The organism is Pirellulales bacterium (assembly GCA_019636335.1).
In the GTDB taxonomy this organism is placed as follows: Bacteria; Planctomycetota; Planctomycetia; order Pirellulales; family JAEUIK01; genus JAHBXR01.
Window position 1 is genome coordinate 33,940 of record JAHBXR010000012.1, and the last position, 25,016, is coordinate 58,955.

Annotated in this window: 19 protein-coding genes and 1 tRNA gene; 7 read left to right on the plus strand and 13 right to left on the minus strand. The window is 65.3% G+C overall.

Going from position 1 to position 25,016, the window contains the following annotated elements; all coding sequences use genetic code 11:
• Positions 1 to 52 precede the first annotated feature (52 nt).
• The 4 genes from rbfA to KF708_13295 all read left to right on the plus strand — a co-directional run bounded on the left by rbfA (position 53) and on the right by KF708_13295 (position 5,074).
• Entirely contained in the window at positions 53 to 517 is a 465-nt protein-coding gene (gene rbfA / locus KF708_13280; GenBank protein MBX3413657.1) for a 30S ribosome-binding factor RbfA, read from the plus strand.
• Between the two features lie 193 nt (positions 518 to 710).
• Positions 711 to 1,664 carry a hypothetical protein gene (locus KF708_13285; GenBank protein ID MBX3413658.1) on the plus strand — a complete coding sequence of 318 codons (954 nt, stop codon included), beginning with the start codon at positions 711 to 713 and terminating at the stop codon, positions 1,662 to 1,664.
• A gap of 244 nt (positions 1,665 to 1,908) precedes the next feature.
• Positions 1,909 to 4,239, plus strand: coding sequence for a tetratricopeptide repeat protein (locus KF708_13290; GenBank protein MBX3413659.1), 2,331 nt, complete (start codon positions 1,909 to 1,911; stop codon positions 4,237 to 4,239).
• Between the two features lie 82 nt (positions 4,240 to 4,321).
• Positions 4,322 to 5,074: a YebC/PmpR family DNA-binding transcriptional regulator gene (locus KF708_13295; GenBank protein MBX3413660.1), complete on the plus strand. Its 753-nt coding sequence runs from the start codon at positions 4,322 to 4,324 to the stop codon at positions 5,072 to 5,074.
• A gap of 5 nt (positions 5,075 to 5,079) precedes the next feature.
• Here the strand turns inward: KF708_13295 and KF708_13300 are convergent, their stop codons facing one another.
• The 10 genes from KF708_13300 to KF708_13345 form a co-directional block, all read right to left on the minus strand.
• The gene (locus KF708_13300) at positions 5,080 to 6,711 is read right to left on the minus strand and encodes a hypothetical protein (protein MBX3413661.1); all 1,632 of its coding nucleotides are present in this window, start codon (positions 6,709 to 6,711) and stop codon (positions 5,080 to 5,082) included.
• 15 nt (positions 6,712 to 6,726) lie between these two features.
• The gene (locus KF708_13305; protein MBX3413662.1) at positions 6,727 to 7,929 is read right to left on the minus strand and encodes a DUF1573 domain-containing protein; all 1,203 of its coding nucleotides are present in this window, start codon (positions 7,927 to 7,929) and stop codon (positions 6,727 to 6,729) included.
• A gap of 58 nt (positions 7,930 to 7,987) precedes the next feature.
• On the minus strand, positions 7,988 to 10,264 hold the full coding sequence (locus KF708_13310; protein ID MBX3413663.1) for an O-antigen ligase family protein: 2,277 nt from the start codon (positions 10,262 to 10,264) through the stop codon (positions 7,988 to 7,990).
• A 21-nt stretch (positions 10,265 to 10,285) separates the two neighbouring features.
• Positions 10,286 to 11,386, minus strand: a complete 1,101-nt coding sequence (locus tag KF708_13315) for an undecaprenyl/decaprenyl-phosphate alpha-N-acetylglucosaminyl 1-phosphate transferase (protein MBX3413664.1) — start codon at positions 11,384 to 11,386, stop codon at positions 10,286 to 10,288.
• A 32-nt stretch (positions 11,387 to 11,418) separates the two neighbouring features.
• Entirely contained in the window at positions 11,419 to 11,967 is a 549-nt protein-coding gene (locus KF708_13320; protein ID MBX3413665.1) for a DUF4416 family protein, read from the minus strand.
• 15 nt (positions 11,968 to 11,982) lie between these two features.
• The gene (locus KF708_13325; GenBank protein ID MBX3413666.1) at positions 11,983 to 13,725 is read right to left on the minus strand and encodes a proline--tRNA ligase; all 1,743 of its coding nucleotides are present in this window, start codon (positions 13,723 to 13,725) and stop codon (positions 11,983 to 11,985) included.
• A 233-nt stretch (positions 13,726 to 13,958) separates the two neighbouring features.
• On the minus strand, positions 13,959 to 15,386 hold the full coding sequence (locus tag KF708_13330; protein MBX3413667.1) for an adenylosuccinate lyase: 1,428 nt from the start codon (positions 15,384 to 15,386) through the stop codon (positions 13,959 to 13,961).
• A gap of 169 nt (positions 15,387 to 15,555) precedes the next feature.
• Positions 15,556 to 15,628, minus strand: a tRNA-Glu gene (locus tag KF708_13335).
• A gap of 255 nt (positions 15,629 to 15,883) precedes the next feature.
• Entirely contained in the window at positions 15,884 to 17,242 is a 1,359-nt protein-coding gene (locus tag KF708_13340; GenBank protein ID MBX3413668.1) for a hypothetical protein, read from the minus strand.
• Positions 17,239 to 18,285: a hypothetical protein gene (locus KF708_13345; protein MBX3413669.1), complete on the minus strand. Its 1,047-nt coding sequence runs from the start codon at positions 18,283 to 18,285 to the stop codon at positions 17,239 to 17,241. Before KF708_13345 ends, KF708_13340 begins: the two co-directional genes overlap by 4 nt.
• 428 nt (positions 18,286 to 18,713) lie before the next feature.
• Between KF708_13345 and KF708_13350 the strand changes: the two genes are divergently transcribed.
• A complete protein-coding gene (locus KF708_13350) occupies positions 18,714 to 19,691 on the plus strand; it encodes an SMP-30/gluconolactonase/LRE family protein (protein MBX3413670.1) in 978 nt (325 codons plus the stop codon).
• Between the two features lie 42 nt (positions 19,692 to 19,733).
• Here KF708_13350 and KF708_13355 read toward each other — a convergent pair whose 3' ends face one another.
• Positions 19,734 to 21,053 (minus strand): protein-L-isoaspartate(D-aspartate) O-methyltransferase, encoded by a 1,320-nt coding sequence (locus KF708_13355; GenBank protein ID MBX3413671.1) that lies wholly within the window; start codon positions 21,051 to 21,053, stop codon positions 19,734 to 19,736.
• 275 nt (positions 21,054 to 21,328) lie between these two features.
• On the opposite strand from KF708_13355, the gene KF708_13360 reads away from it, so the two are divergent.
• Together KF708_13360 and KF708_13365 are read left to right on the plus strand one after the other, a co-directional pair.
• Positions 21,329 to 22,201, plus strand: a complete 873-nt coding sequence (locus KF708_13360) for a formyltetrahydrofolate deformylase (protein MBX3413672.1) — start codon at positions 21,329 to 21,331, stop codon at positions 22,199 to 22,201.
• Between the two features lie 16 nt (positions 22,202 to 22,217).
• A complete protein-coding gene (locus tag KF708_13365) occupies positions 22,218 to 23,351 on the plus strand; it encodes a beta-lactamase family protein (GenBank protein ID MBX3413673.1) in 1,134 nt (377 codons plus the stop codon).
• Positions 23,352 to 23,446: 95 nt separating this feature from the next.
• Here KF708_13365 and KF708_13370 read toward each other — a convergent pair whose 3' ends face one another.
• Both KF708_13370 and KF708_13375 read right to left on the minus strand, forming a co-directional pair.
• Positions 23,447 to 24,004, minus strand: coding sequence for a thermonuclease family protein (locus tag KF708_13370; protein MBX3413674.1), 558 nt, complete (start codon positions 24,002 to 24,004; stop codon positions 23,447 to 23,449).
• Positions 24,005 to 24,437: 433 nt separating this feature from the next.
• The gene (locus tag KF708_13375) at positions 24,438 to 24,914 is read right to left on the minus strand and encodes a hypothetical protein (GenBank protein ID MBX3413675.1); all 477 of its coding nucleotides are present in this window, start codon (positions 24,912 to 24,914) and stop codon (positions 24,438 to 24,440) included.
• Between the last annotated feature and the right edge of the window lie 102 nt (positions 24,915 to 25,016).

The following is a 25,016-nucleotide window of genomic DNA, read 5'->3' on the forward strand; positions in this document are numbered from 1 at the left end:
TGAAGTCACGAGCCCCACGCATGCCGTGCCCGAACGAGGTAGGTGACGTGCCATGAGTTCCCGTCGTTTGCAAAAGGCCGCCGAGGCCTTCCGCGCCGTCATCAGCATGTCGATCCTCACCGAGGTGAAAGACCCTCGCGTGCGCAACGTGACCGTGACGGGGGTCGAAGTGGCTCCCGACATGCGTAGCGCCAAGGTACACGTGTCGGTGATGGGGGACGAAACCAAGCAACGGCTGGCCCTGCGAGGACTGCAGAACTCGGCCGGTTTCTTGCAGGCCAAGATCAACGAACGGATCGAGACCCGCTACACGCCCCGACTCACGTTTCACCTGGATCAGGGGGTGAAGAACTCGGCGAACATCGCCCGCCTGCTGAAAGAGGTGTTGCCCGACGACACCGCCGACGAGGATCTCGACGCGGAGGACTACGCGGACGAGGAACTCGCCGACGAAGACTCGGACGTCGCAGACCTGGGGGACGAAGCGAAGGAGGAGATCGACGAGGAAGAGCGCTAGGCGGCGGGTCCGCTTGGCGCGATTCTAACGGTCGGGGAGCATGGTCGCCGCCGGCGCCGGCTCTCCAGCGATAAACTAGGCTTTTACAACCAGTTTTCGACGGGACGGATCGTCATTCCCCCACGGGGGTTGATGCCTGCCTTCTCCGTTCGCGTCGAGATCGAACCACCGCATACTCTGACTGCCCACCTGCATGGCTACTCCCAATCGCGCCGCCTTGTTGACCAAGGCCCACAAGATTCTCAAGAAGCAATACAAGGTCGAAGTGCCGCTCGCCGGTCGCTCCGTGCTCGAGCAGTTGCTGTTCGCCTGCTGTCTCGAAGACGCGCACTACGACAAGGCGGAAGAAGCCTTTGCCAAGGTGCAAGAGGCCTTCTTCGATTGGAACGAGGTCCGCGTCAGTTCGGTGCAGGAGCTGGCCGAGGTGATGCACATGCTGCCCAGGCCGGAAGAGGCCGGGGCCCGGCTGCGCCGCGCGCTGCAGGGGGTCTTCGAGTCGACCTACTCGTTCGATCTCGAGGCGATGAAGAAGATGAATCTCGGCCAGGCGCAGCAGAAGCTCCGCAAGCTCGACGGCGTGACCGAGTTCGCCATCGGCTACTTGACCCAGTCTGCGCTGGGGGGGCACGCCGTGCCGGTCGATAGCGGCGCGCTCGAGGCGCTCTACATCGTCGGCATCATCGACGAGAGCGAAAAGAAGACGGGTACCGTCCCCGGCGCCGAGCGGGCGATTCCCAAGAACAAGGGAGTGGAGTTCGGCTCGCTGCTGCACCAGCTCAGCGCCGAGCTCATCGAAAACCCCTACTCGCCGAACCTGCACAAGCTGCTTCTGCAGATCAACCCCGACGCGAAGGATCGCCTGCCGCGCAAGCTGACGAAGCGTCAACTCGAAGCTCAGGCCGCCCGCGAAGAGGCGGAACGCAAAGCCCGGGAGCAGGCCAAGGCAGAAGCCGCGGCGAAAGCCCAGGCCAAGGCCAAGGCCGCCGCCGCGGCCGCCAGGCAGCAAGCCAAGAAGGGGCCCGAGGCGCCGAAGAAGGGGGCCGAGATGGCCAAGAAGTCGCCGCCGAAGCCGGTCAAGCGCGAGTCGTCCGCCGCGAGCAAGAAGCGTCCCTCCTCGGCAGGGCTCGCCCGCAAGAAGCCGCGTTAGCATTCTCGAAGCCACCGCCATGAAGTCACCAGGTCCGTCTTGCTCGGGCCAGCGCGTGGCTGAAGTGGAAGCATTTCGAGGCCGCAGGTAGAATCGAGGAAGTGGCTCGACCGTGCGCGGTTGATGTGTTTGCCACACAAGCCTTTGTGGCATGCTTGCTGTCTGGCGGCGCTGCGTCGCTTTGTGTGACCTGAGCGCGGGTGCGCGGACAGTTCGGAGGTGAACCGTGCGTCGAGCTTGTTGGTTGCTGACTGTCGTGGTGGCCGCCGTCGCACTGAGCATGGCGCGACCCGAGTCGACTCCTGCCCTGACGCCCGCCGCAGGCACCGACGCCGCCTCCCGGCAAGGCACGGTGCTCGAGGATCCGGTTGAGCCGCTGGTGGTCAAGCAAGGTCGCTCCGAGGCGGAGCAGGACCGATTGACCGCGCTCTCGCTCTACGGCGCGGCGCGCATGAAGCAGCAACAAGACGAGCTGCCTGCCGCCCTGCGCTTGTACGAACGCGCGTTTCGGCTCGATCCGAGTGCCGCGAGCGTGGCCCGCGAGATCGTGGGCGTGGCGCTAGAGCTCGGGCGGCAGGAAGAGGGCATGCGTTACGCCGTGAAGGCCGCTTCGCTCGATCCGAGCGATACGGTGCTCGTCGATCGCGTGGCGATGCTGCTCACGCAATCGAACGACCTGGCCGGGGCGCGCCAGCTCTACGAGAAGCTGGCGGCCGCGAAAACGGCTGCCGGCGAACCGACCGATCACGCGCTGCTCTGGTCGATCGGCCGGTTGTATTTTCTCGAAGGAGACTTCAAAGAGGCGGTGCCGACGTTCCAACAGGTGACCGACGCGCTGCTCGATCCCCAGCAACACAAGCTCGAGGACAAGGTACGCGGGCAGATTGTCCACGAGGCGGCCCGAACGTACGAATTGCTGGGGGACTCGGCCGCGGTCGAGCAACGCACGAAGGAGGCCCTGGCGCTCGAATTCTTCGGCGAGGCGTTTCTCGCGGGCGAGTCGCCAAACGCCGCGCAGCGGGTCTTTGCCGAGGCCGAAAAGCTCGGCGGCAAGTCGAAGCGTCACGCCTTCAATCAGGCCCGCGCCCTCAAATTGAAGGAGGACGACCAGGGGGCCGCCGAGCAGATCGAGCTTTATCTGCAGGAGAAGTCCTCGACCGACAACGCCGAGGCGTATCGCCTGCTGGCCGACGTTCAAACGAAGCTCGGCCAGCGCGAGGCCCTCCTCGCCCGGCTCGAAAAGCTCGCGGACGAACGGACGGGCGATGCCGCGCTCAAGGCCGAGCTGGCGCGCCAGCACCGGCAGGACGAGTCGTACGACAAGGCGGCGAAGCATTACGAGGCCTTGATCTCCGACGCGAAGCCGAACAAGCGCCGTCCGCCGCTCGAGGCCTATCGCGCGCTGCTCGATATCTATCGCCGGCAAGCGAACGACAAGGCCCTGTTGGAGATCGCCACGCGCGGGCTCGCCATCCTGCCGACGATGGAGGTGTTCGGCGAAGAAGGTGACGCCCTGGTGGCCGACCTGCCCGCCGTCGAGCGGATGGCCAACACGGCTCGCGAACAGGGAGAGCCGGGGCGGGGGCTCTCGTTCGAGACCACGCAGGCCGTGGCGCTCGTGGCCCTGAAAGCGAAGCACTTCAACCTGGCGTCCGAGTTCTTCGAAAAATCGTTGCTGGCACGGCCAAAGCAAAAGGGTGAATTGCTCAGATCCTGGGGGGTGGGATTGCTGGTTGCCGAGCAGTATGCCGAAGCGGCCAAGATCTTCCGCCGCGCGCTCGATGAGAAGGTCGTCGGCGACGATGCCGCCGAGTTCGAGTTCCACCTGGCGGGCACGCTCGAGATGTCGGGGCAGACCGAGGAGGCGCTCGCCGCCGCCCGGCGTGCTGCCGAGTTGGTCGAGCAGCAACGCAAAGAGGATGAAGAGGAACGCCAGATCTCGGACGCGGCCTACTTTCGCATCCTTTCGCGTGAGCCCTGGGTGCTCTACCACGCCAAACGCTATGGCGAAGCGGCCGCCGAGTATCGGGCGCTCGTCGAACGCTTCGACGCCGAGGAGAAGGGTGAGGCGGCCCGCGAGACCCTCCGCGAGGCGCGGCTCATGCTCTCGAACCTGGCGGTAAACGAGCACGACATGCCGCAGGCCGAGGAGTGGCTCGAGCAGATCCTCGACGAATATCCCGACGACATTTCGGCCCTCAACGACCTGGGCTACCTGTGGGCCGAACAGGGCAAACGACTCGATCGGGCGCTGGCCATGATCCAGCAGGCCCTGGTGGGCGATCCCGACAATAAGGCCTATCGCGATAGCCTGGGGTGGGCCTTCTATCAGTTGGGCCGCTACGAGGAGGCCAGGGTCGAACTCGAGCAGGCGGCGGCCGAGGAAGAGCCAGACGGCGTGATCCTCGACCATCTCGGAGACGTCTATTCCAAGCTCCAGCAGACGGACAAGGCGCGCGACTCCTGGACGCGTGCCATCGAGCGATTCAAGCACGACGCCGACGCTGCCAAGGAGCGCGCGACGCGCGACAAGCTCGAGCGGCTCGACAAGGAAACCAAGCCGGCGAATCCCTGACGCCGCGCGCAGCAGATTCTGATGGTGGCGAGTACAGAGGGCCTGACATGGCCCGCCGCTCGCGAAGGAGAGATTCGGACGTATGGCAGGTCATTCACACTGGGCGGGCATCAAGTACAAGAAGGCCCTGATCGACAACAAGCGCGGCAAGCTGTGGAGCAAGCTCTCCAAGGCGATCATCGTCGCGGCCAAGATCGGGGGCGGCGATCCCGACTCCAATCTCAAGCTGCGCTATGCGATCGACGCCGCCAAAGCGGTCAGCATGCCCAAGGACAACATCACCCGCGCCGTCAAGAAAGGCACGGGCGAGCTCGACGGGGGCAACCTCGAAGAGGTGCTCTACGAAGGCTACGGTCCGGGGGGCGTCGCCGTGCTGTGCGAGATCCTCACCGACAATCGCAACCGCACGGCCGGTGAAATCCGCAAGTGCTTCGAGTTGAGCGACGGCAAGCTCGGCGCCACGGGCTGCGTGGCCTGGATGTTTTCGCGTAAGGGGATGTTCCTCTTTTCCGCGCTGGGACGCGACGAGGAAACCATCGTCGAGCTGGCCCTGGAGGCCGGGGCCGACGACGTGCGCCACGTGGGAGACAAGTTCGAAATCACCTGCGATCCGGCGTCGTTTCAAGTGGTGGCCGAGCGCCTGGCCGCCGAACAGATCGAGTGCGACGTGGCCGAGATCAGCAACATTCCGAACTCGACCGTCGATCTCGACGTGGAGACTGCCCGCAAGGTGCTCAAGCTGATGGAGAAGCTCGACGATCACGACGACGTGCAGCACGTTTCGTCGAACTTCAGCATTGCGGACGAGGCCATGACACAACTGGCCGCCGAATAGGACGCTCAGTCCTTGCCCTTGTGCTCGACCTTGGGCCAGTAGGCTTCGAACTTGAAATTGGGACTATTGTCGACGTCGTGACACGTGCCGCAGACGTGCTCGGCGGCGGTCGCCTTGGTAAGCCGCATCTCGGTGCGCAGGCTGTCGCGACGCGCCAGATTGCGCTGGGCGCCTTTGGCCTTTTCGGCGGCAACGTGCGCGGCGCCGGGGCCGTGACAATTCTCGCAACTGTTGCCCGCCAGCAGGGGAGTCGTCTCGAGGCTGTCGAAACCGCTGGTATAGGGGAAGTAGTCTTGCGGGCTCCAGCCGGTCGAGTGGCAACTGATGCACTCGGGGTCGAACTGGCGGGGCGGATTCAGCTTGGCCAGGGTGTCCGTGGCGTGGGCATGCGCCGACTTGCTCCAGACGGCGTGCGCCTTCGTGTGGCATTCGGCGCACGACTCGGCCGAGGCGAACTGGCCGGCCAGCGGATCGTCGGAACGGCTGCGGAGATGGGCGGTCGGCGTCAGGCCCAGACCGGCCCAACCCAACTCGCGGAGTTGATCCTGGTAGTTCACCAGCAACTGGTGCATTTCGTCCGAGGGCTTGAATCGCGAGTCGAGCGGCACGCGTTGGTATCGGGGCGGCTCGCTTTCATCGAACAGGCCGATCACGGCGGCATACATCCCCTTGTGTCCCACTTCGACGAGCCACGTGTCGTCGTCGACGAGCGTGGGGCTGTCGGGCGGAACGTCCGCTCCACCCGAGGTCACCACGAGATCGAACTCGCCAAATTCCTTGGCCAGCGCGAGCGATTCGTCGCGCGTCGCGTGGACGAGCAGGATACGGAAATCGGTTTGCTCGACCAGCTCGGGCATAATCTCGCGCAGGGCCTCGGCCGCCGGCTTGTTTTCGACCTGTGCGGCGTCGAGTCCCGACCGCTCAGCATCCCCCAGCACTGCGGTGATCCCCACCTTGAGGCCCGCCTCTTCCACGATGCGGTACCGCTTGGTGAGTTGGGCGTCGAAGCCGAAGAGGGCCACGTTGGCCGCCACAAAGGGGCTGGGGGTCTCTTCCGCGTCGGCGACCACGGCGACGAGCTCCTCGGCGGGCAGCCGCAGATCGGCGTCGCCCAGGGCTACGCCAGCGTAGTTCAGCGTCTTGAGGGCCTCGACCGTGGCCTGGAACTTCAACTCTTGCTGACGGCCGAAGCGGCGGACCTGGCCCCCCACGTCGACGGCCAGCACCGGCCAACCGTCAGCGGCAAGCTGCTGGAGCATGCCATGCCGACGGCTCAGCCCGCCCAATTGATTTTCGAGCCCGGCGCAACCGCACGGTTCGAGATAACCCTGCTGCTGACCCGTGACGACGATCGCCAGCCGGGGCTTGGGCCAATCTTGAAAGATCGGGCCATTGGCCTCGACCGGATCGATTTTCTGGGCGTGGCCGTAGTCGGCCCCGTGCCCCGGGGTGTCGGCTCCGGATGCGGTCGTGTTGGTGTTGCCGCGCACCGCGGGAGTTTTAGCCGGCTCGCTAGTCGACTGCGTGCAGCCAGCAGCGTTCAGCAAGCACAGGGTCGCTAGCACGAGTACACCGCCACGCGCTGCCAGCAGAAACCGACTCGGAGAATACTCGCACACGCGCTTGGGCCTCTCCATGATTCTGCCGCGTCTTCAGCCTTCGACGACGAACCTGACGTGAATCACCAACTCGGGTTGCGAGGGATGTGTCGTTTTCAATCGGACCGTGGCGAAAGGACCTTGGGCCGTTCCCTGTCGATTTACCGTCGGGCAATCGGCGGGCACTGTAATGGTCAGCGGAAACTGCCGGACTCGGCCCTCCCCTTTCGATTCGCCTCCCCCGAGCGTGGCCACCAGGGGTGGTGGATCGGTCCCCTCGACGGTGAACTCCACCTCGTCGCGGTGGGGGCCTTTGACGAGCAACAGCAGCTTGCGACTGGTCTCGACGCCCCGTTGGACGGTACCCAATTCCAGTACGTCGCGGGCATTGTTCCAGCCGGCTCCGACCACGGAAATATCGCTATTTACCGTGCCCGAGAGCTTGATATCCAAGGGAGCCACCCCTCGGAGGTCGGTCGTGACGCGAATTGTCTGTTGAATGGCTCCGAGCGGCAACCCCGGTTTCGTCGTCGCGCGAACGAGGAAGTCGGACGTGGGGGCCGAATCGGCCGCGGTGTTCGGCGTTACGGGCTCGTACGCCAGCTCGAATTGCTCGTGGGCCTTGGGGTCGGTGAAGTCGAGCGAGACGATTTTCGCCCCCGCCTGTGTGGCATGCACCGTCGTTTCCAGGGTCAGCGTTTCGTCCTGGGCCTTGCTGAACGTTAGTGCGTGGGGGGTCGCATAGAGCGAGACCTGGCGCCGGCCAGTCACTTCGAGCTTGACCATCCGCTGCAAGGGATCGTTCGTGTAGATCGACGCGATCTGGCGGTACTCATCCTGCGTGCCTTTGACTTCCCATTCCAGGGTCACCACGGCCGTCTTGCCGGGGGCGATCTCCTCGGTGTCGATGTTGCTGATCGTACACTTGCAGGTGGTCGTGCCTTGCCGCAGGCGGAGCGGGTATTGGCCGATGTTCTTGAAGATAAAGCCGTGCCGCTGCAGCACGCCCGTCTCGACCTGGCCGAAGTCGAACGACGTGCCATTCTCGACCACCACGCGCGGCTGCGGGCCATGGGCGGGGGGCATGGCGGGGAAGCGGGGATCCTCGCTCGTCGACTTCACGCCGAACAATTCTTCGTCCGAGGTGAACGCGTGGAAATTTACCGTGGCGAGCACCGTGCCCAACAAGACGCCGCAGAGCAGCGCCGAAAGCAAGAGCAGCAGCGAGAGTGGGAAGCGAAAGGAGCGGCGTTTCATGGTTTCTCGTTGTTCAACGATCGCGGCGATAAGTGCCGCGTGGCCTTGGTTCCCCTAATCACATTTTATCCGCGGACGATGAGCGTTGCCCGTCGTCCGAAGCATTTGGGACCAGCTCTTTCAGGCGAGCGCGAAGCGTCTCGTCGAGCTTCTGTTCGGCGTGCGGCATGATGGCGTCGAGGCGAAACGCCTCGCTGGCTTCCGCCTGCGCCGTCGTTCGATCGCCCGCCGCCGATGCCGCCAGTGCCAGGCGGGCACGACGCACGCCCTGATGGGGGTAGAGCTCGACCGCGCGGCGGCAGGCCTCGAGGGCCGCCCGAGCGGCCTGGGGATCCGCCGTCTGTTCAAAGATCGTCATCTGCCAGGCGCCGACCTGGCTCCAGGCCTCGCTCGAGCCGGGGCGCCGCTCGAGCCAGAGATCGGCCGCGGCGGCGAAGCTTTTTCTCGACAACTCGCTCGGCTGCCGGCGCCACTGTTCGAAACGCAACTGCGCCATGCGACGCGGGGCATCGTAACCGAACGGATCGGCCGCGATCGCTTCGTCGAGGAACTCTTCAGCCCGGTTCGGTTCTGCCTGGGCGGCCGCGATTGCAAGCTGGCTCATCACCAGGGGATGATAGAGGGTCGCGGCCGCCGCCACCGAGAGGAACAAGGCTAGGCAGGTCGCGAGGGCCAGCGGCGTCGGGCCCAATCGTTGGAGCCGTGGCATGGATGTCGTCGTCGCCGGCTCGTCGAGGTCGCGGAGCGTGGTCGCCAAAGCGGCCAACAACCACAGGCTGCCGGCCACGCCCGGGTGGCCGATCCCGCCAGCGGCAAGCAGATTCACCGTCATCCCGACCAGGGCCGCCAGTGGCACCAGCGGAGGTAATACGCCATCGGCGACCCAAGGCCACAAGAGCCAGAGCATCGTGCCACTGATGGCCAGCCCGCCGACCGTGGCGACGAGCGACAGGGGCACATCAATCACCGGACCAGCGAAGAAGGGAACGAGGAACGCGAGCAGAAAACCAGCCAGGCCACCCCAGGCAATCATCCGCGCGCTGCGGTCTGCCGCGCGGGCGGCGGCCGATGGCGCCGTCGCGGGAGCAGGATCTTCGGAGCCTCGTAGCGACGGCCAGGTCCGCCAGAACACGGACAACAGGAAGCCCACGAATGCCGCGGCGACGAGCGTTCCGGCCGTCGACCAGATCTCGAGTACGAAATTGTGCGGATCGGAAATCTCCTCGCTCGCCGTCGGCAGCTTGACGGTTGAATAAGCATCTTTGAACTCGCCGGGCCCCACGCCCCAAACCGGCTGCGCGGCGATCAACGACCAGCTCGCGCGCCAGTATTCGAAGCGGTAGGCGAGCGACTTGGGCGCTTCGGCCAATACCTCGATATCGACGCCGCCGGTCGCCACGGCGACGACGATCACGACGAGCAACAATCCCACGATGGCTGCCGCGCGTCGCGTGAACAGATGGCGGCGGATCGAGGGGCTGAGCGCTAGCAGGGCAGCGCCGGCGCTCAGCCCCACCACGGCGCTGCGACTCTTCGTCAACAGCAGCACGAGCAGCAGCGCGGCTCCGGTGGCGGCAAACGTCGAAAGGATACGCTTACGAGAGCCCAGACGTGCGGGCAACGTCACGATCGCGCCGGCCAAGACGAGCAACCAAGGCGTCAGAAACCCGGCCAGCGAGTTCGTCAGGGCGAAGGTAGCCGTCGGCTCGATGCTGTGCAGTCGCTGTTCGAAGAGATACCGCTCGCGCGAGCCAGGAGGAAACCACATGCCGGCGTCGCGCAAGGCCGCCTCGGGATCGCGCTCGTACTCGGCCACGGTCGCCGGCTGCGAGATGAAATACTCGTGCAGCGCGTAGCCACAGGACGTGGCCGCCAGGGCGATCATCACGGCCGCCAGGGCGCGGGCTTCGGCCGGCGTGCGCAGCAATTGCCGGACGACGAAGAAGGCGGCGCCGTAGCCGATCCACGTCCACGTCATGTTGATTGCCGGCCGCGGCGCGGCGCCGTTCCAGCACGCGACCAGTCCGCTGGCGGCATAGAGCGCGACGGTGACGAGCAACGCCAGATCGATAAATTCGGCTCGCAGCCACGCTTCGCCTTGGCGCCAGAGCAGGGCGAGCGACAGCGAGAACAGAATGAGCCACAGCATCACGAAGGGAGCGTCGTTCCCCTGCAGCTCGACATGGATGCTGGGGATCAGCGGCCGCGCCACGCAGAGCAGCGCGGCGCCGGCCAGCAGCCACGGCCGCGCGCGATCGAACGCCTCGACCGGCGCCGCGGATCGCGGTTCGGTCGAGGGGCGTTTCTCGCGCGAGCGCGACACCGATTTCGCCATGGAGCTTTCCCTATCTCGACATCACTTGCGACGCTGGCTGCGGCGACCGGTCGTCTCGAGGATGGCGACCACCATCAACGAGCAAGCGACCATCAGCAACACGACCACGGCTCCCAGCGTGTTCACCTGATAGAGCAGCAGAGCGCCCAATCCGGTGGCCGCCGTGGTGAGGTAGATCGTCAGCACGGCCTGCGTCTTCGACATGCCCAGCTCGACCAAGCGGTGCGAAAAGTGGCGTTTGTCGGCGGCAAAGGGACTGAGTCCATTGCGCAGGCGAATCGTGACGACGGTCACCAGGTCGTAGAGCGGGACGGCCAGCACGCAGAGGGGGGCGAGGATCGCGTGCCGAGGCGTGTCCGTGCCGACGAAGGTGGCCATCATCGTGGCCATCGCCACCATGAAGCCGATGAAGTACGCGCCCGCATCCCCCATGAAGAGTCTGGCCGGCGGCCGATTGTGCCACAAGAAGCCGAGCAGCGAGCCGAACAGCACCAGCAGCAGACCCCCGACGAAGAGTTGCGGCTGCCCCGTCGCATGCGCGGGGCCGAACAACATCACGACGGCCAGCAGTCCCGAGACGATCGCCGCGACCCCGCCCGAGAGGGCGTCCATGTTGTCGAGCATGTTGAACGAGTTGATGAGCGCCACGATCCAGAAGACCGAGATCACCGAGGTGATGATCGGCTGCTCGACGAAGAAGGTGAGCTTCCAGCCGCAGGCCACCATCACGGCGGCGACGGCGAACTCGACCGAGAGACGCAGCCGCCAGTCGAGCCCTCGTCGATCGTCGGCCAGCCCCAATAGCATCAAGACCGTGCCAGCCCCCAACAGCAGCCATAGACGGGGCGCTTCCTGCCGTAGTCCGGCCAGGTGTAATTCGACGAACTCGGGCAGGGGAAAGACAGCCCAGCCCAGGGACGAGCCAGGCTCTCGTGCCGTCGTGACGAGCCAGAGCACCATTTGTCCGGCCGCCAGCGGAAGCACCGTGCCGGCCCAGATGGCGAGTCCGCCACCGAGAGGCGTCACGCGGGTATGCACCTTGCGCTCGCCGGGCAGGTCGACCAGCCCCCACTCGGGCGCCTTGCGCAGCACGAGATACCCCACGGCCCAGGCCACGAGCAGGCTCGGCACGATCGCGCCGATGAGCAGCCAGATCACTTGCTCGGCCCTTTCGACTCGTGTTGTCGCAGCCAACTGCGACAGGCGGTGAGAAACTCTTGGTAATCGGCGCGTTGATAGTTGGGATAGGTCCAGGGACGCGACTGCCACGCCCCGCGCGAGTAGTACAACGTTACCTCGCCGAAGATGCCCTGGCCCAGATAAAGCCGGTGCGAATGATCCTTGGTCGAGGCGAGGACGAACTTGGCCGGCGTAAGGTAGCCCGGGTCGAGATTCACCGGCCGCGCGGAGGGGGAGCTTCCCTTCTGGGCATACGCGGCTTCCCAGGCATTGGTTTGCCGTTTTCTGGCCGGCAACTCGTCGGGGGGCATCAGCCGTTCGAAGGCGAGGATCTCGAGTTGGAGCTGGTGCCCCATGCTCGCCGCGTAATAGTCGGTTTCGGCGAACTCGAAGCGGGGGCTGGCCAGCGCCACCGGCCCCCATGCCGCGACTACCTCGTCGCGTGCCCAGGCAAGTGCGGCCGGATCCGCGCTGAAGAGCACCAGCAGCGGCAGGACCGGCGGGTGGAGGGCGGCATCACCCATGGGGATCGGCCCGTCCTAGGGAGCGTACTTGGCGCGCTCGGCCGCGAGAAGCTCGACGATCTTTTGCACGGCGCCGGCGACGGGCACGTTCGTGGGGTCTTTCTCCCAACGCCACTTCACCTCGAGCTGCCCTTCTTTCAGGCCCCGGCCGCCGATCACGATCCGCAGCGGGATGCCCACCAGGTCGGCGTCCTTGAACTTGACGCCAGGGCGCTGGTCGCGATCGTCGAGCAGCACGTCGATGCCGGCGGCCGTCAGTTCGTCGTACAGTTTTTCGGCGGCGCCGCGCACTTCGTCGTCGGTGACGTTCAGCGGCGCGAGCAGCACTTCGTAGGGAGCGATGGGGAGGGGCCAGACGATGCCGGCCTCGTCGTGGCTCGTCTCGACGGCCGCGGCGATGATGCGATTCACGCCGATGCCGTAGCAGCCCATGATGATCGAGTGCTGCTGTTCCTGGTCGTCGAGGAAGCGTGCGGCGAGCGCGTCGCTGTACTTGGTGCCGAGCTTGAAGACGTGCCCGACTTCGATGGCATGCCGCAAGGCCAGCTCCTGGCCGCAGCGGGGACAAGCATCGCCGCCGCCCGCATTCCGTAGATCGGCGAAATGATCGGCCGGCACCTGGAAATCGCGTCCCAGGTTCGCACCGGTGTAGTGCTTGTCCGCTTCGTTGGCGCCGATGATGGCGTTGGCCACCGTGGCGACGTCGCGATCGGCCCAGATCGGGATCGAGAGCCCCACCGGGCCGGCGAACCCGACCGGCGCCTTGGTCACCTTCTCGATCGTCTCCGGATCGGCCAGCTCCAACTTCGAGGCCCCCAGGGCGCGGCGCACCTTGCCTTCGTTGGCTTCGTGATCGCCACGCACGAGGACCGCCACGGGATCGCCATCGGCCACGTAGATCAGCGTCTTGAGCATCTGCCGAGGCGTGCATTTCAACAACTTGCTGACCTGCTCGATGCTGCCGACCTTGGGGGTGTCGACCTTGGCGAGTACCGCTGGCGCCGCCGTCGATTTGGGCGCTTCCTTCGCCGCGCCGATCTCGGCTCGTTCGAGGTTGGCCGCGTAGCTGCACGCCGCACAATGGACGACCGAGTCTTCGCCGTTGTCGGCCACGACCATGAACTCGTGGCTAGCGTCGCCGCCGATGGGGCCACTTTCGGCCTCGACGGGCAGATACTTCAGCCCGCACCGCGTGAAGATGCGGCAATACGCCTCGTACATCTTGTCGTAGCTGGCGTTGAGCGCCTCGACCGAGGTGTCGAAGCTGTAGGCGTCCTTCATCAGGAACTCGCTCGTCCGCAGCACGCCGAAGCGGGGACGCTCCTCGTTGCGAAACTTCGTCTGAATCTGGTAGAGCGTGATCGGCAGTTGGCGATAGCTCGAGACCTGGTGCGCCACGAGATCGGTTACCACCTCTTCGTGCGTGGGACCGAGCGCGAGATGGACCTCGCGATTCTGCCGCTTCACCTTGAACTGGATGAGGACATTGCCGAAGGCGTCGACACGACCCGTGCGGGCCCACAGGCTGATCGGCGTCAGCGCGGGCATCAGCAGCTCGACCGCTCCGGCGCGATCCATCTCGTCGCGCACGATGCGTTCGGCCTTGCGCAGGGCCCGCAGCCCGAGCGGCAGATAGGTGTAGGCCCCTGCCATGACCTGGTTGATGAGCCCGGCCCGCAGCATCAGGACGTGACTGGGGATCTCGGCCCCCTCGGGCGTCTCTTTCATCGTGGGGAGTAGCGTTTGGCTCCAGCGCACCGTGTCGTTCCTTCGGGAAAAATGCGTTCGACTGCGTGAGGCGGCATTCTATAGGTGGCCGCGGCAAGCGCGAAGGCGATATGGCGGCAACGGGCCGCCCCCGCATTCACGAATCACAACCCGAAGCGTCAGCGAGGAGATTCCTGGAAAAAGCGTCGATCGAGGCGCTCCCTCGCTCACACTTCGGGTTGAGAAACTCCACCCTCGCGCGTCGTTGGTGTTTGCCCGCGTGCCTAAACCCGCACCTCGGCCTCGCCGGCGAGCGAGCCGGCGTACTGCTGGCGGATTGGGGCGACCACGTCGGCCAGGAATTCATCCACCTGCTCGGGCGCCCTGCCGACGAAGGCCCGGGCGTCGGAGAGCCCAGCCAGGTCGATGCCGGCGAAGGCCTTGTCCGACGCCAGGCGCGCGAGGAGATCGTTCGGCTTGCCTTCTTGCTTCACCACCGCCGCGGCGGCTTGGCTGTGCTGGCGAATGCGCTCGTGCAGGTCCTGGCGATCGCCACCTCGTTCGACGGCCGCCATCATGATGTTCTCGGTGGCCATGAAGGGGAGCTCTTCCGCCAGGTGCCTGGCGATCACCTGGGGATAGACCACCAGGCCCGAGGCGACGTTCTGGTAGAGGACGAGCAGGGCGTCGATCGAGAGGAACGCCTGTGGCAACACGAGTCGGCGCAGGGCGCTGTCGTCGAGCGTCCGTTCGAGCCACTGGGTCGCCGCGGTCGACGACATCGGGGCTTCGAGCCCCATCGCATACCGCGCGAGTGCGCACATGCGCTCGGCGCGCATCGGGTTGCGTTTGTAGGCCATCGCCGACGAGCCGATCTGCTCAGTCTCGAAAGGCTCTTCAACCTCCTTGCGGCTTTGCAGCAACCGCAGGTCGGTGCCCGCCTTGTGGCCGCTCTGGGCAATGCCCGAGAGAGTGGCCACGATCTGGGCATCGACCTTGCGCGAGTAGGTCTGCCCGGTGACGGCGTAGCTCTCGGCGAAGCCCAGCTTCTCGTTGACGCGCCGTTCGAGCTCGCGGACCTTCGTGTGATCGCCGCCGAACAGAGCGAGGAAGCTGGCCTGCGTGCCGGTGGTTCCCTTCGCGCCGCGGAAGCGGAGCGTGCGCCGGCGATGCTCGACCTCGGCCAGATCGAGCACGAGGTCATAGATCCACAGCGTGGCCCGCTTGCCCACCGTCGTCGGCTGGGCGGGCTGCAGATGGGTGAAGCCCAGGCAGGGCAGGTCGCGATACGTGGCGGCGAAGGTGGCCAAGCGATCGATCACGCGGACGAGTCGCGTCTCGACCAGCCCCAGCGCCTCGCGCATCAGGATCAGATCGGTATTGTCGGTGACGAAGCAGCTCGTGGCCCCCAGGTGAATAATGCCGCGCGCCAGCGGGCATTGATCGCCATAGGCATGAACGTGGGCCATGACGTCGTGCCGCAGGCGTCGCTCGTGCGCGTCGGCGGCGGCGAAGTCGATCGTGTCGACGTGTGCCCGCAACTGGGCGATCTGCTCGGCGGTGACCGGCAGGCCAAGCTCGGCCTCCGTCTCGGCCAGGGCGATCCACAGACGCCGCCAGGTAGAAAACTTCCGCTGCGGACTCCACAGCGAGGCCATCTCGCGCGAGGCGTACCGCGAGGCGAGGGGATTGTCGTAGGTAGTGTCGGACATGGCGCCGTGAGCTTTCGAGAGGGCAAAACGGCTATTCTAGCGGCTTGCCGGGAAGGGCGTCAGTTGGGCGAACTCAGCCCGCGCCATCAACAAAAAAAGTCCGGCTTCAGCCGGACTTTGAAAACGGCGCGCCGGCAGTGCCAAGGCGTATGGCCAGCGAGCAACAAAGTACCCCCACGGGGAGTCGAACCCCGGTTTTCGGGCTGAGAACCCGACGTCCTGGGCCTCTAGACGATGGGGGCCTGGACTTACTTCTTTCGGCCAAAACGAACGTAGGTCAGGTACCCCGTACCTGACGCTTGTTCGAGTGGCCAACTCGATCGATTGTCAGGTATGGGGTACCTGACCTATCTCTCTATCGACCGAAACAAAGGTGGCGCCACACGTTTTCGGTTGCCAGCGAAGGACGAGCCACCCCTCGCGAGGGCTCGTGGGCCGCCGGCAATACGCCGTGTGACGCCAATACCCTAGTTTCGTATCCGAGGGTGGGCAGCGTGTCAACCGGCTGTGGGCTCGGATCGGTTGTCGGAACCACTTTGGTCGGCCTTTTCCAGGTCGGCGGAGAGTGACTCGGCGAGTCGTCGCGAACGGAGCTTGGCTGTGGCACGGCGATCGGTCTGGCCAGCCCACCAAATCGCCAGCCACACGCCCGCCAACCCGGCCACGAACAAACCGCCGACGATCAGCCCCAGCGAGGTACTGCGCGAGCGATCGGCAGGCCGGAGCCAATGGGCCGATCGCCCGACCAACAGTGGCGCCAATTGCATTCTCTTTTCCTCTCCGCCCGCCGGACGGTAGGCCCAGGTCTTGAAGAAGAACGCCGGCACGCGAACCCGTTCGGCCAGGCGGTCTCCCTGGGGAAATCGCTCGGGCAATTCCAGCAGGCAGAAAACAAGTGGGTTGCCTTGTGAATCGTCGGTGAAGACCTCCATCTCGTAGTAGTGGTCGAGGCCGAACCGCTCGCGCAGGTCGGGCTCTTCGATACGAATCGGCACCACGCGGCGGGCCGTTCCCTCCAGGGCCACGAGCCGGCCGTGTTGCCGGTCGGCGTCGTTGAACAACGGCGCCACGCTCGTAGCAGGACCCGCCGTGGCTGCGGAAAGTTCGCGCTCGTCGGCTCGGCCGCAGGCGGCGAGGAGTTGGTAGAACACCTCCCGATCGGAGCGGGTGAGGGGCTGGCGATTTTCGATGGTATCGAAGAGGCCCACGTCCATGCCCAGCCGCCCCAGCATCGAATCACGCTGCCAGCCGATGCGTTGTGTGACGAATACCGGATCGGGGGCGCCGGGGTCAGAACCTTGGTGGCAAAGAAACAAGCCATCGAGCCGAACGGCATCGCCGGCGAGCGTCGTAGGATCTTCCTCGAGCCAGGCGCGGGGAACTTCGAGCGAAAAAACCGTCGCGCGCCGGGCGGGTTCGCCCCACTCGATGCTAGCGCGATAGTAGCTGCGCAGTTCGAACCGGGCAGCCAACCCGGCGGGCACGGCGATCGGCTCGACCGAAAGAAGCCGGCCCGACAGGCTGACGAACTCGCCCCGGTAGCGATCGGGCTGGGCGAGCAATTGTTGCCAGGTGACGTCGCGATGCGTCCAGCGTTCGATGTCGACCAGTTCGAAGCGGCGTACGCCGTAGAGGACGCTCAGCAGCAGTTGTGGATCGTGATCGCCGCAGGGCTTGCCATCGATCCAAGCGACGCGGGCTGTCTCGTCCACGCCGAACAGCGCCAGCATGTCGCGCGTGCCGCTGGGCCGTGCCGGGGCCGACGCTTCGTCCCCCGCGGCCAAAATTCGGGGCCAGACGAGCAAGGCGAGCAACGCGAACAGCAAGAGCCGGCCCAGCGGCATCGTCCCCCTCATGGCGCATCCTCCCCCCGCGGCGGGCTGGCTTCGTTCGCCCAGGGAAACCGAGGGGGCGCAGCGTCGAGACCGGCGAGCTGACTCCAGTCGGGGGCCTGGATGCGCGACAACCGCGATGGCCGAGCAGGGGCCCGACGTCGGACAAGATAAACGCCCGCGCCGAGCAGGAGAACGATGAGCCCCGCGCCAAACCAGACGCTGCGGCGGCCCGCGCGAACGACGGGCGTCATGGCCACCGGACGCTGCCAGTCGACCGCCGCGACCAGCACGACTGGCGCCAGCCGAAGGGTATCGGTCGCCGGATAGGCCCAGCGCTTGAAATAGAAACCGGTCGCCGTAATGTCGGCGGCGATCGTCTCGCCGAGTGGGAAATCTGCCGGCAGGGCGAGTGCATAAACGATGATCGGAGACGCCTGATAGCCCAGCGGCTGTAGCGCGAGTTGATAGTAACCTGGCAGCCCTGCGGCGTTTTTTGGGGCTTCGACCCATAGCGCCTGGCGCACGGTGCCGCGCACCGTCACGATCTCGCCGCGGTAGTCGGCCGATTGTTGGAAAAGCTGCGCGAAATCGACCGTGCCGACCGAAGCCGACAGCAATTGGTCTGCCTTCGCACTGCGCAGGATCTGGAAGAGGTGGAACCAGGCCTCATGCTCGGCGCCGCGAAACGGTGTGTCGTCGCGGACCCGTGTCAGCAGTTCGGCGCGAACGCCGGGAAAGAAGTCGTGCGCGTCCTGGCCAGAAACCTCGTCCGGGGCGAGCACGATTGCGCCGTCTGCCGGTGGTGCGGCAGGGGGCAAGCGTGTGTCGATGGTTGGCGAGTCCGTGCCGCTCGTCGACGTGCGGGGTTCAAGAGAATCCGCGTGGCTCCCGAGACTTGGACTTGCCGAGCCCAGACGCCACATCCATTCCCAGCGGCGCGGATCGCGGGCCTCGCGAATCAGCAATACGACCACGCCCAACAACAAGACCAACACCAGCAGCCGGCGCTGTTCGCGGCGGCTGAGAAAGTTGGGCGGCGGGGTGTGTTGTCGAAAGCGGATCACCGGACCGGCGCTCACGTAGGTCGGACAAGATGGCGGCAGGCTTGGGAGAGCGGCCGGGTGTCGCCCGCCATCCGTCAGTCTAGCACTGTGGGCGAGAGCCACCCACTTGGCCGGCCTGTCTCCTGTGCGATGTTAGCGTGCCTATCCAATTCGACGGTGCGAGTTGAGAGACACGCTTCACCGGGGTGGCACGCGCGAGGGGGGCAAGTATTCAACGCGGTGATTCGCGAAGGGGCAGGAGGAGAGGTTGGCGCCGCGAGCCAATCCTGCCGAGGGTCGTCGTTCGATCGCGGCCGATTGGTTGGAGTCGGCCTCTGGCCGGGTTACCATACGGCAGCGGAAGCCGGGAATATCGCACCAAGCCTCGCGGAGTCGTCGAGATGCGTCATCGAGCACTCGTGTCGTTCTTGCTTGTGGGAGTCGTCTGCATGGTCGTGTCTGACGTCGGTGCCGAGGAAAAAGAGAAGTCGTATCCTCCCTTGGGCAAGATCGAGCGACTCGATCCACGCTTCGACGAATTGATTTCCCAGGATGCGGTCGTGGAGACGGTCGCCTCGGGCTTCGATTGGTCGGAAGGGCCCGTCTGGAATCGTAAGGAAAACTACCTGCTCTTCTCCGACATTCCGCCGAACGTGGTGAACAAGTGGTCCGAGAAAGATGGCCTGAAGGAGTTCCTCAAGCCGAGCGGCTATACCGGATCAGTACCGCGCGGCGGCGAACCAGGCTCGAACGGTTTGTTGTTCGATCAGGAAGGCCGGCTCGTTCTTTGCCAGCACGGCGATCGACGCATCGCCCGCCTCGAGGCCGACGGCTCGTTCCATACGCTGGCCGACCGCTATCATGGCAAACGGCTCAACAGCCCGAATGATGGCGTCTTCAAGTCGAACGGAGATCTCTACTTCACCGATCCCCCCTACGGTCTGTTGGGCGTCGATAAGGACCCGGCGAAGGAACTCGACTTCTGCGGCGTCTATCGGCTGAAGCCCGATGGCGAGCTGACGCTGCTTGCGCGCGACATCACCAAGCCGAATGGCATCGCCTTTTCGCCCGACGAAAAGACGCTCTACGTGGCCTGCAGCGATCCGGCACGCGCGACGTGGACCGCTTTCGACGTGCAGCCCGACGGCACGCTGGCCGGCGGGCGCGTGTTTGCCGACGTGACGAGCGAAGTCGGCAAGCGGAAGGGGCTCCCCGACGGCTTGAAGGTGGACGCGAAAGGGAACCTGTTCGCGACGGGACCGGGGGGCGTGCTCGTGTTCGCTCCCGATGGCACGCATTTGGGCACCCTCGCCACGGGCGAAGCGACCGCCAACTGCGCCTGGGGCGACGATGGCTCGACCCTCTACATCTGCGCCGATATGTACATCGCCCGCGTGAAGACGAAGACCAAGGGAGCGGGGTGGTAGTGGGCAGTGGTTAGTGAGCAGGGGTCAGTGGGGGCTTGGTTTTTAGGGCTGGCCCGGCTTGATGCCGCGGATGCGGATGTTGTCGAACGAGAGTTCGCCCGTCGCACCGAACAGACCGATATGCACGATTGCCTCGCGGGTCTTCGGAGGAACTCGTTCGCGGGCCGTCACCTCGCGCCAGTCGAACGTCCCCTCCCAGGGACCGACGAAGACGCGCCCCACCGTGGCGCGCAATTCATCGTAGAAGGTGATCGCCATCACCGGGATCTGCTCGTCGGTCTGACCGCGGACTAGATTCTGGCCCCGCACCCAGAGCGAGACTTCGAGCTCCGGCACTTGTCGGCCATCGATGGGAAAGCCCTGCAGGGCCTGCGCGCCCCGGCCCCGTTCTGCATTCTGGAAAGAGATCGCCTGCTTGCCGTCGGGCACGCCGTTGGTCACCAGTGACAATTGCCGCTGGTAGTGCCAGCCACGTGGCTCGCTCGTCTGGCCGACGAGCTCTTCGAAGCTGCCATTGAAGAGTTGCGGATTGAGCGGATCGGGCTGCACGCGGCGCTGTTCCTCGGCGGCGCCGGTCATCGGCACGAACAGCGTCGGCAGTAGCGCTTCGGCCACCAGCTTGCCTTGCTCCTTGCGGAAGAGATACAGCGTTTGCTGATAGCGTTCGCCCAGCGGCACGATCATGCGCCCCCCTTCGCGCAACTGATCGACGAGCGCCTGCGGCACGTTCTCGGGAGAGCAGGTGACGATGATCTTGTCGAAGGGGGCGTGCTCGGGCCATCCCTTGTAACCGTCGCCCACCTTCACTTGGACATTTTTGTAGCCGAGCCGCGCCAACGTGCGCGCGGCGCGCTTGCCGAGCGGTTCGACGATCTCGATCGAGTAGACCTCGGCCACGAGCGGGCTGAGCACGGCGGCCTGATAGCCGCTCCCCGTGCCGATCTCGAGTACCTTGTCGGTCGGCTGCGGATCGAGCTGCTCGGTCATGTAGGCCACGACGAACGGGGGCGAGATCGTCTGCCGTTCGCCGATCGGCAGGGCCATGTCGTAGTAGGCGTGGCGGCGTTCGATAGCGGGCACGAACTCGTGCCGCACCGTGTCGCGCATCGATTGGATGACGCGCGGATTCTTGATGCCCGCGGCGACGATCTCCTCGTCGACCATCTTGCGGCGGGCCGTCACGGCGTCGAGCACCTGGGCGACGACCGGCCCACGCTCGGCGGCAACGGTGGCCAGCAGCAGGACGAGCCCGAGCCAGACTGGAAGGCGTGGAACGAACATCTTCGACCGTCGGGGGTAGATTTGTAGCGATGGCAGCGATCGGATGAACTTTCCTACGCAGGCGACCGGCGCGTCGATCATGTTTGCTTCCCTCTCCCGCCAGAAGAACCGCCGTGCCGCACCCTCAGGCGTACGGCCACCTGGGGCATTGTAGCGGAGTCGGCCCCCTGGACCGATGCGAGTATCTTTGCTCCTGGCCCTGCCAGAACCCACGATGCTGCTGGTACTTATCGCGGCTGCCGGCCCTACGGATGCACGGAAAAATCGTATAGTATTCAAGCTGGACGCGCGAATCCGCGGATGCCGATCGGCGGGCCGTGTCGGGCGCCCTTTCGCCGCCTTGTTGCAGGTTCTTCATGCGTATCGTTGTCACTGCCGTAGGGCCCGACAATCGCGGGCTGGCCGATCCGATCATCCACCACGTGACCGGCCAGGGGGCGAACGTGGCCGAGATCCAGATGTACGATCACGACGAGGAGCGGCTGTTCGCCATGCTCCTGCGGATCGATCTGCCGGCGGAACAACTGGTGCCGCTCCGGGCCGCGCTGACCGAGATCGGGCGTCTCAAGGATCTCTCGATTCGCGTCTGGTCGGCCGAAGAGCGGGCCGCTCGGCCGCGGTTGGCCATTTGCACCACCTATCGCCACGAACCGCCGCTGGCATTGCTGCGTGCGATCCGCGATGGCCAGATTCGCGCCGAAGCAGCCGTGATGATCGGCAACCGTCCGAGCTGCCGCGCGCTGGCCGAGCAATTCGGCGTCGATTGGCACATGATCGGCGACAACGAAGGCCGGGCGGACGACGAGCAGATGATGCGCCTCTGCGACGAGTACCAGGTGGATTACATCATCCTGGCGCGGTACATGCGCATCCTGCCCGCCAGCAGTTGCTGGAAGTATGCCGGTGGTCGCATTATCAATTTGCACCACGGGCTGTTGCCGAGCTTCCCGGGCCCGCGCCCCTACCACGACGCCTACGCGGCGCGGATGCTGACCTATGGCGCGACGTGCCACTTCATCGTGCCCGAGCTCGATGCGGGCAATCAGATCATCTACCAGGGAACCTTCACGATTCCGCCCGGCATGAAGCTGCCCGAGGTGATGCGCCTGGGGCAGGAAGACAACGAACCACGCTGTCTGGTCGAAGGGGTGCGCCGCGTGGTGAATCGCGAGGTCGAGTTGCACTTTCATCGCGTCGTGGCGCGTCAGCCGGATCGTACCCTCAGTTGAGCGCCAGCCAAAACAGATGACGCCTAGCAGCCACTTCGACGAAGCGCGTTTCGGTCCTGCCGATGCGCTGGTGCGTGGCTGGTTGGATCGCGATGAAGTCCCCGCCGTGGCGTATGCCGTGGCCTCGTCGCACGAACGGTTCGCGACGCGAGCCTTCGGACGAATGTCTCCCGAACCCGCCGCGCCGGCGCTGGCGAGCGACGCGATCTTTCTGATTGCTTCGCCGACGAAGCCGATCACCGCCACCGCCGTGATGCTGTTGGTCGAAGCGGGGCTCGTCAAGCTGGCCGATCCAATCGCGCGCTATGTCCCCGGGTTCGCGCGGCATGGCAAACGCGCCATCACGCTGCTGCACGCGCTGACGCACACCTCGGGCTTGCCCGACATGCTGCCTGAAAATGCCGCCTTGCGCGCGCGCCAGGCGCCCCTGGCCGAATTCACGGAACGTGTCTGCGCGCTCGAGCCCGACTTCGCGGCGGGCCGCAAGGTGCAGTACCAGAGCATGGGCGTGCTGATGCTGGCCGAAGTCGTGGAGCGCGTCACCGGGGCGCGGCTGGGAGATTTTCTACGCGAGCGCGTATTCGAGCCACTCGCGATGCACGATACGACGCTCGGCATGCCGGCCGAGTGGGAACAGCCGGACGCCGCTGGCCAGCCGTCGAAGAAGAGCCGCCTTGCGACGCTGCGCACTACGGAGGCCGAGCGCGAGTATGGCGGCGTCTGGAACAGCGACTATTGGCGCCGACTCGGCGCGCCGTGGGGTGGGCTGCTTTCCACCGCCGGCGACCTCGCCAGGTTCGTCCAGCACCTGTTGAAGATTCACCGCGGCGAAGCGGGCATCTTCGGGCCCACCACGCTCGAAGCGATGACGCGCAACTGGCTGGCCATGATGCCGAAGGTGCCGGGGGGCGAACGCCGCTGCCATCCGTGGGGCTTGGGGTGGCAATTGAACTGGCCGACGCACGCCACGACGTTCGGCGATTTGCTTTCGCCGGCAGCCTACGGTCATTGGGGCGCGACCGGGACGATCGTATGGCTCGATCCACAACGTGACGTGGGAGGCGTCGCGCTCACGACGCAGCCCTTGGAGAAGGGGCGGCGCCGATTGACCAACCTGACGAACGCGCTGCTCAGTGCGATTCGCGGATAGCGGCACGCCTGGCAGATAAGCCCAACTCGTCTCATGCCGCAGCAAGAGATCTCTTCGACGGCGTGATCCGACGACCTGATCGAGAAGCCGCGCGACTAGCCGCCGTGACGAACGGCCTCGTTTTGGCCCCAGATACCGCGACGGGCCTCGCGGGCCTTGCGCTCGGCCTGTTGTAATTCGTCGGTGAGCGCGCCGCTTTCGCTGGGAACATGACGCGCCATGCCGAGGCGGACGAGCTCGACGTTGAGGCAGAAATCGGTGCCCCCCGTATTCGCCCACGCATAGGCGAAGAGACGTCCCGCCTCATCGCGTTGTACTTCCTGACCGTCGAAGTCGAGCGCAATGGCGACGCCTTCGATCATGCTGGCCAGACTCGTGATCGCCTCGTCATGCATCGGCTCGCCGGGCTGTGGCAGGTAGATTCCTCGCAGGCGGACCCACTCGGGCTGCATGCGTTCCGGGGCGTACATGACGCGCAGGGTCCCCCGCTCATCGAGCGTCTCGACGGGCCAATAGGCGACGATCGTTTCGCGATGGGCGGCCCGCTCGCTCATGAGGCGGCGTTCCGGAAACCGGACCGAGGCCCGGCCGATAAAAAAGGACGTCACCAGGGCGAGACAGATGCCAAGGCCGGCGAGGGTCGAACGATTCATCGATTCCTGGAAGCGGGGCAAAAAACACGATCGCAGTGAGACGGGGGAGAACAGGTGGCCATTTTTCCCCCTGGAGAAGTGACAAACCACCATGCCGGCTTTAACCCCAAACCCCAAGGATTGTTTCGACATTTCGCAGAAATGAATGGATTGCCCAATTCGTGGTACCTCGAACGTCGGTCTGCTCTCCCCAAAGGCATGGTAACGACGCCAACCACTTCGATATCAGTCGGCCATTTGCGCCCCGGGCCACAGTCGCGCCGCGCGACGGGTAGGCAAGAGCCTGCCAGGACCACTGTCCGCCAGGAAAAAGCCCCGTGATCGGCACATCGGCGATCACGGGGCGAATTCAACGCTCGCATGGCGATTAGAACGTGTCGGCGCGCCGACAAGGCGGGCAATTGCCCTTTGCCAAGCAGTTCGAGTAGCCGGCTCAGTTGCCGCTCGGTTTTGCCACAGGCTTGCGTCCTGACGCGGACGCCTTGGCGGCGGCAGGTGGAGTCGATGCGGTCGGTGGAGCGGCTGCGGCAGGCGTCGTGGGGGCGGTCGCCTCGGCGGTTTCGCGCGCGGCCTTCGCTTCCGCAACCAGCTCGTCGACCTTTTTCCGCTGCTCCGAAGTCAGCAGGGCGCGGCACTTGGCGTCACGCTCGGTCTGGAGCGTGGCGAGTTGCGCGCGCAATTCCTTGATGCGCGGCGCGTACGACTTTTGTACCTCGTAGATTTTTTCTTTCTGGTCGGGCGAGACGACTTGCGAGTAGTACGCCGGCAGACGACCACGCGGCAACTTGGGTTTCGCCACGCCTGCTTTTTCTTGCGCCGAAAGCAAATCGCCGCCGATCACAACCAGTCCCAAGCACAATGCCGACCAGAACACACGCCGCGCTACCGATGGTGAAGATGTGTAAGTCATGTCTGCCTCCTTATCACAGGGAAAAGACTACACGTGCCCGAATAGGCGAGGTGTGTATCGTAGCGGCTCAAAATCGCGCCTTACAAGGAAATTCCCGCGGGA

Bases quoted from the DNA above. Each gene is read 5' to 3' on its own strand.
- rbfA (MBX3413657.1), top strand. From the start codon at position 53: ATGAGTTCCCGTCGTTTGCAAAAGGCCGCCGAGGCCTTCCGCGCCGTC.
- KF708_13295 (MBX3413660.1), top strand. From the start codon at position 4,322: ATGGCAGGTCATTCACACTGGGCGGGCATCAAGTACAAGAAGGCCCTG.
- KF708_13300 (MBX3413661.1), bottom strand. From the start codon at position 6,711: ATGGAGAGGCCCAAGCGCGTGTGCGAGTATTCTCCGAGTCGGTTTCTG.
- KF708_13365 (MBX3413673.1), top strand. From the start codon at position 22,218: ATGACGCCTAGCAGCCACTTCGACGAAGCGCGTTTCGGTCCTGCCGAT.
- KF708_13360 (MBX3413672.1), top strand. From the start codon at position 21,329: ATGCGTATCGTTGTCACTGCCGTAGGGCCCGACAATCGCGGGCTGGCC.
- KF708_13370 (MBX3413674.1), bottom strand. From the start codon at position 24,004: ATGAATCGTTCGACCCTCGCCGGCCTTGGCATCTGTCTCGCCCTGGTG.
- KF708_13285 (MBX3413658.1), top strand. From the start codon at position 711: ATGGCTACTCCCAATCGCGCCGCCTTGTTGACCAAGGCCCACAAGATT.
- KF708_13340 (MBX3413668.1), bottom strand. From the start codon at position 17,242: ATGAGGGGGACGATGCCGCTGGGCCGGCTCTTGCTGTTCGCGTTGCTC.
- KF708_13320 (MBX3413665.1), bottom strand. From the start codon at position 11,967: ATGGGTGATGCCGCCCTCCACCCGCCGGTCCTGCCGCTGCTGGTGCTC.
- KF708_13355 (MBX3413671.1), bottom strand. From the start codon at position 21,053: ATGATCGACGCGCCGGTCGCCTGCGTAGGAAAGTTCATCCGATCGCTG.
- KF708_13375 (MBX3413675.1), bottom strand. From the start codon at position 24,914: ATGACTTACACATCTTCACCATCGGTAGCGCGGCGTGTGTTCTGGTCG.
- KF708_13305 (MBX3413662.1), bottom strand. From the start codon at position 7,929: ATGAAACGCCGCTCCTTTCGCTTCCCACTCTCGCTGCTGCTCTTGCTT.
- KF708_13350 (MBX3413670.1), top strand. From the start codon at position 18,714: ATGGTCGTGTCTGACGTCGGTGCCGAGGAAAAAGAGAAGTCGTATCCT.
- KF708_13330 (MBX3413667.1), bottom strand. From the start codon at position 15,386: ATGTCCGACACTACCTACGACAATCCCCTCGCCTCGCGGTACGCCTCG.
- KF708_13310 (MBX3413663.1), bottom strand. From the start codon at position 10,264: ATGGCGAAATCGGTGTCGCGCTCGCGCGAGAAACGCCCCTCGACCGAA.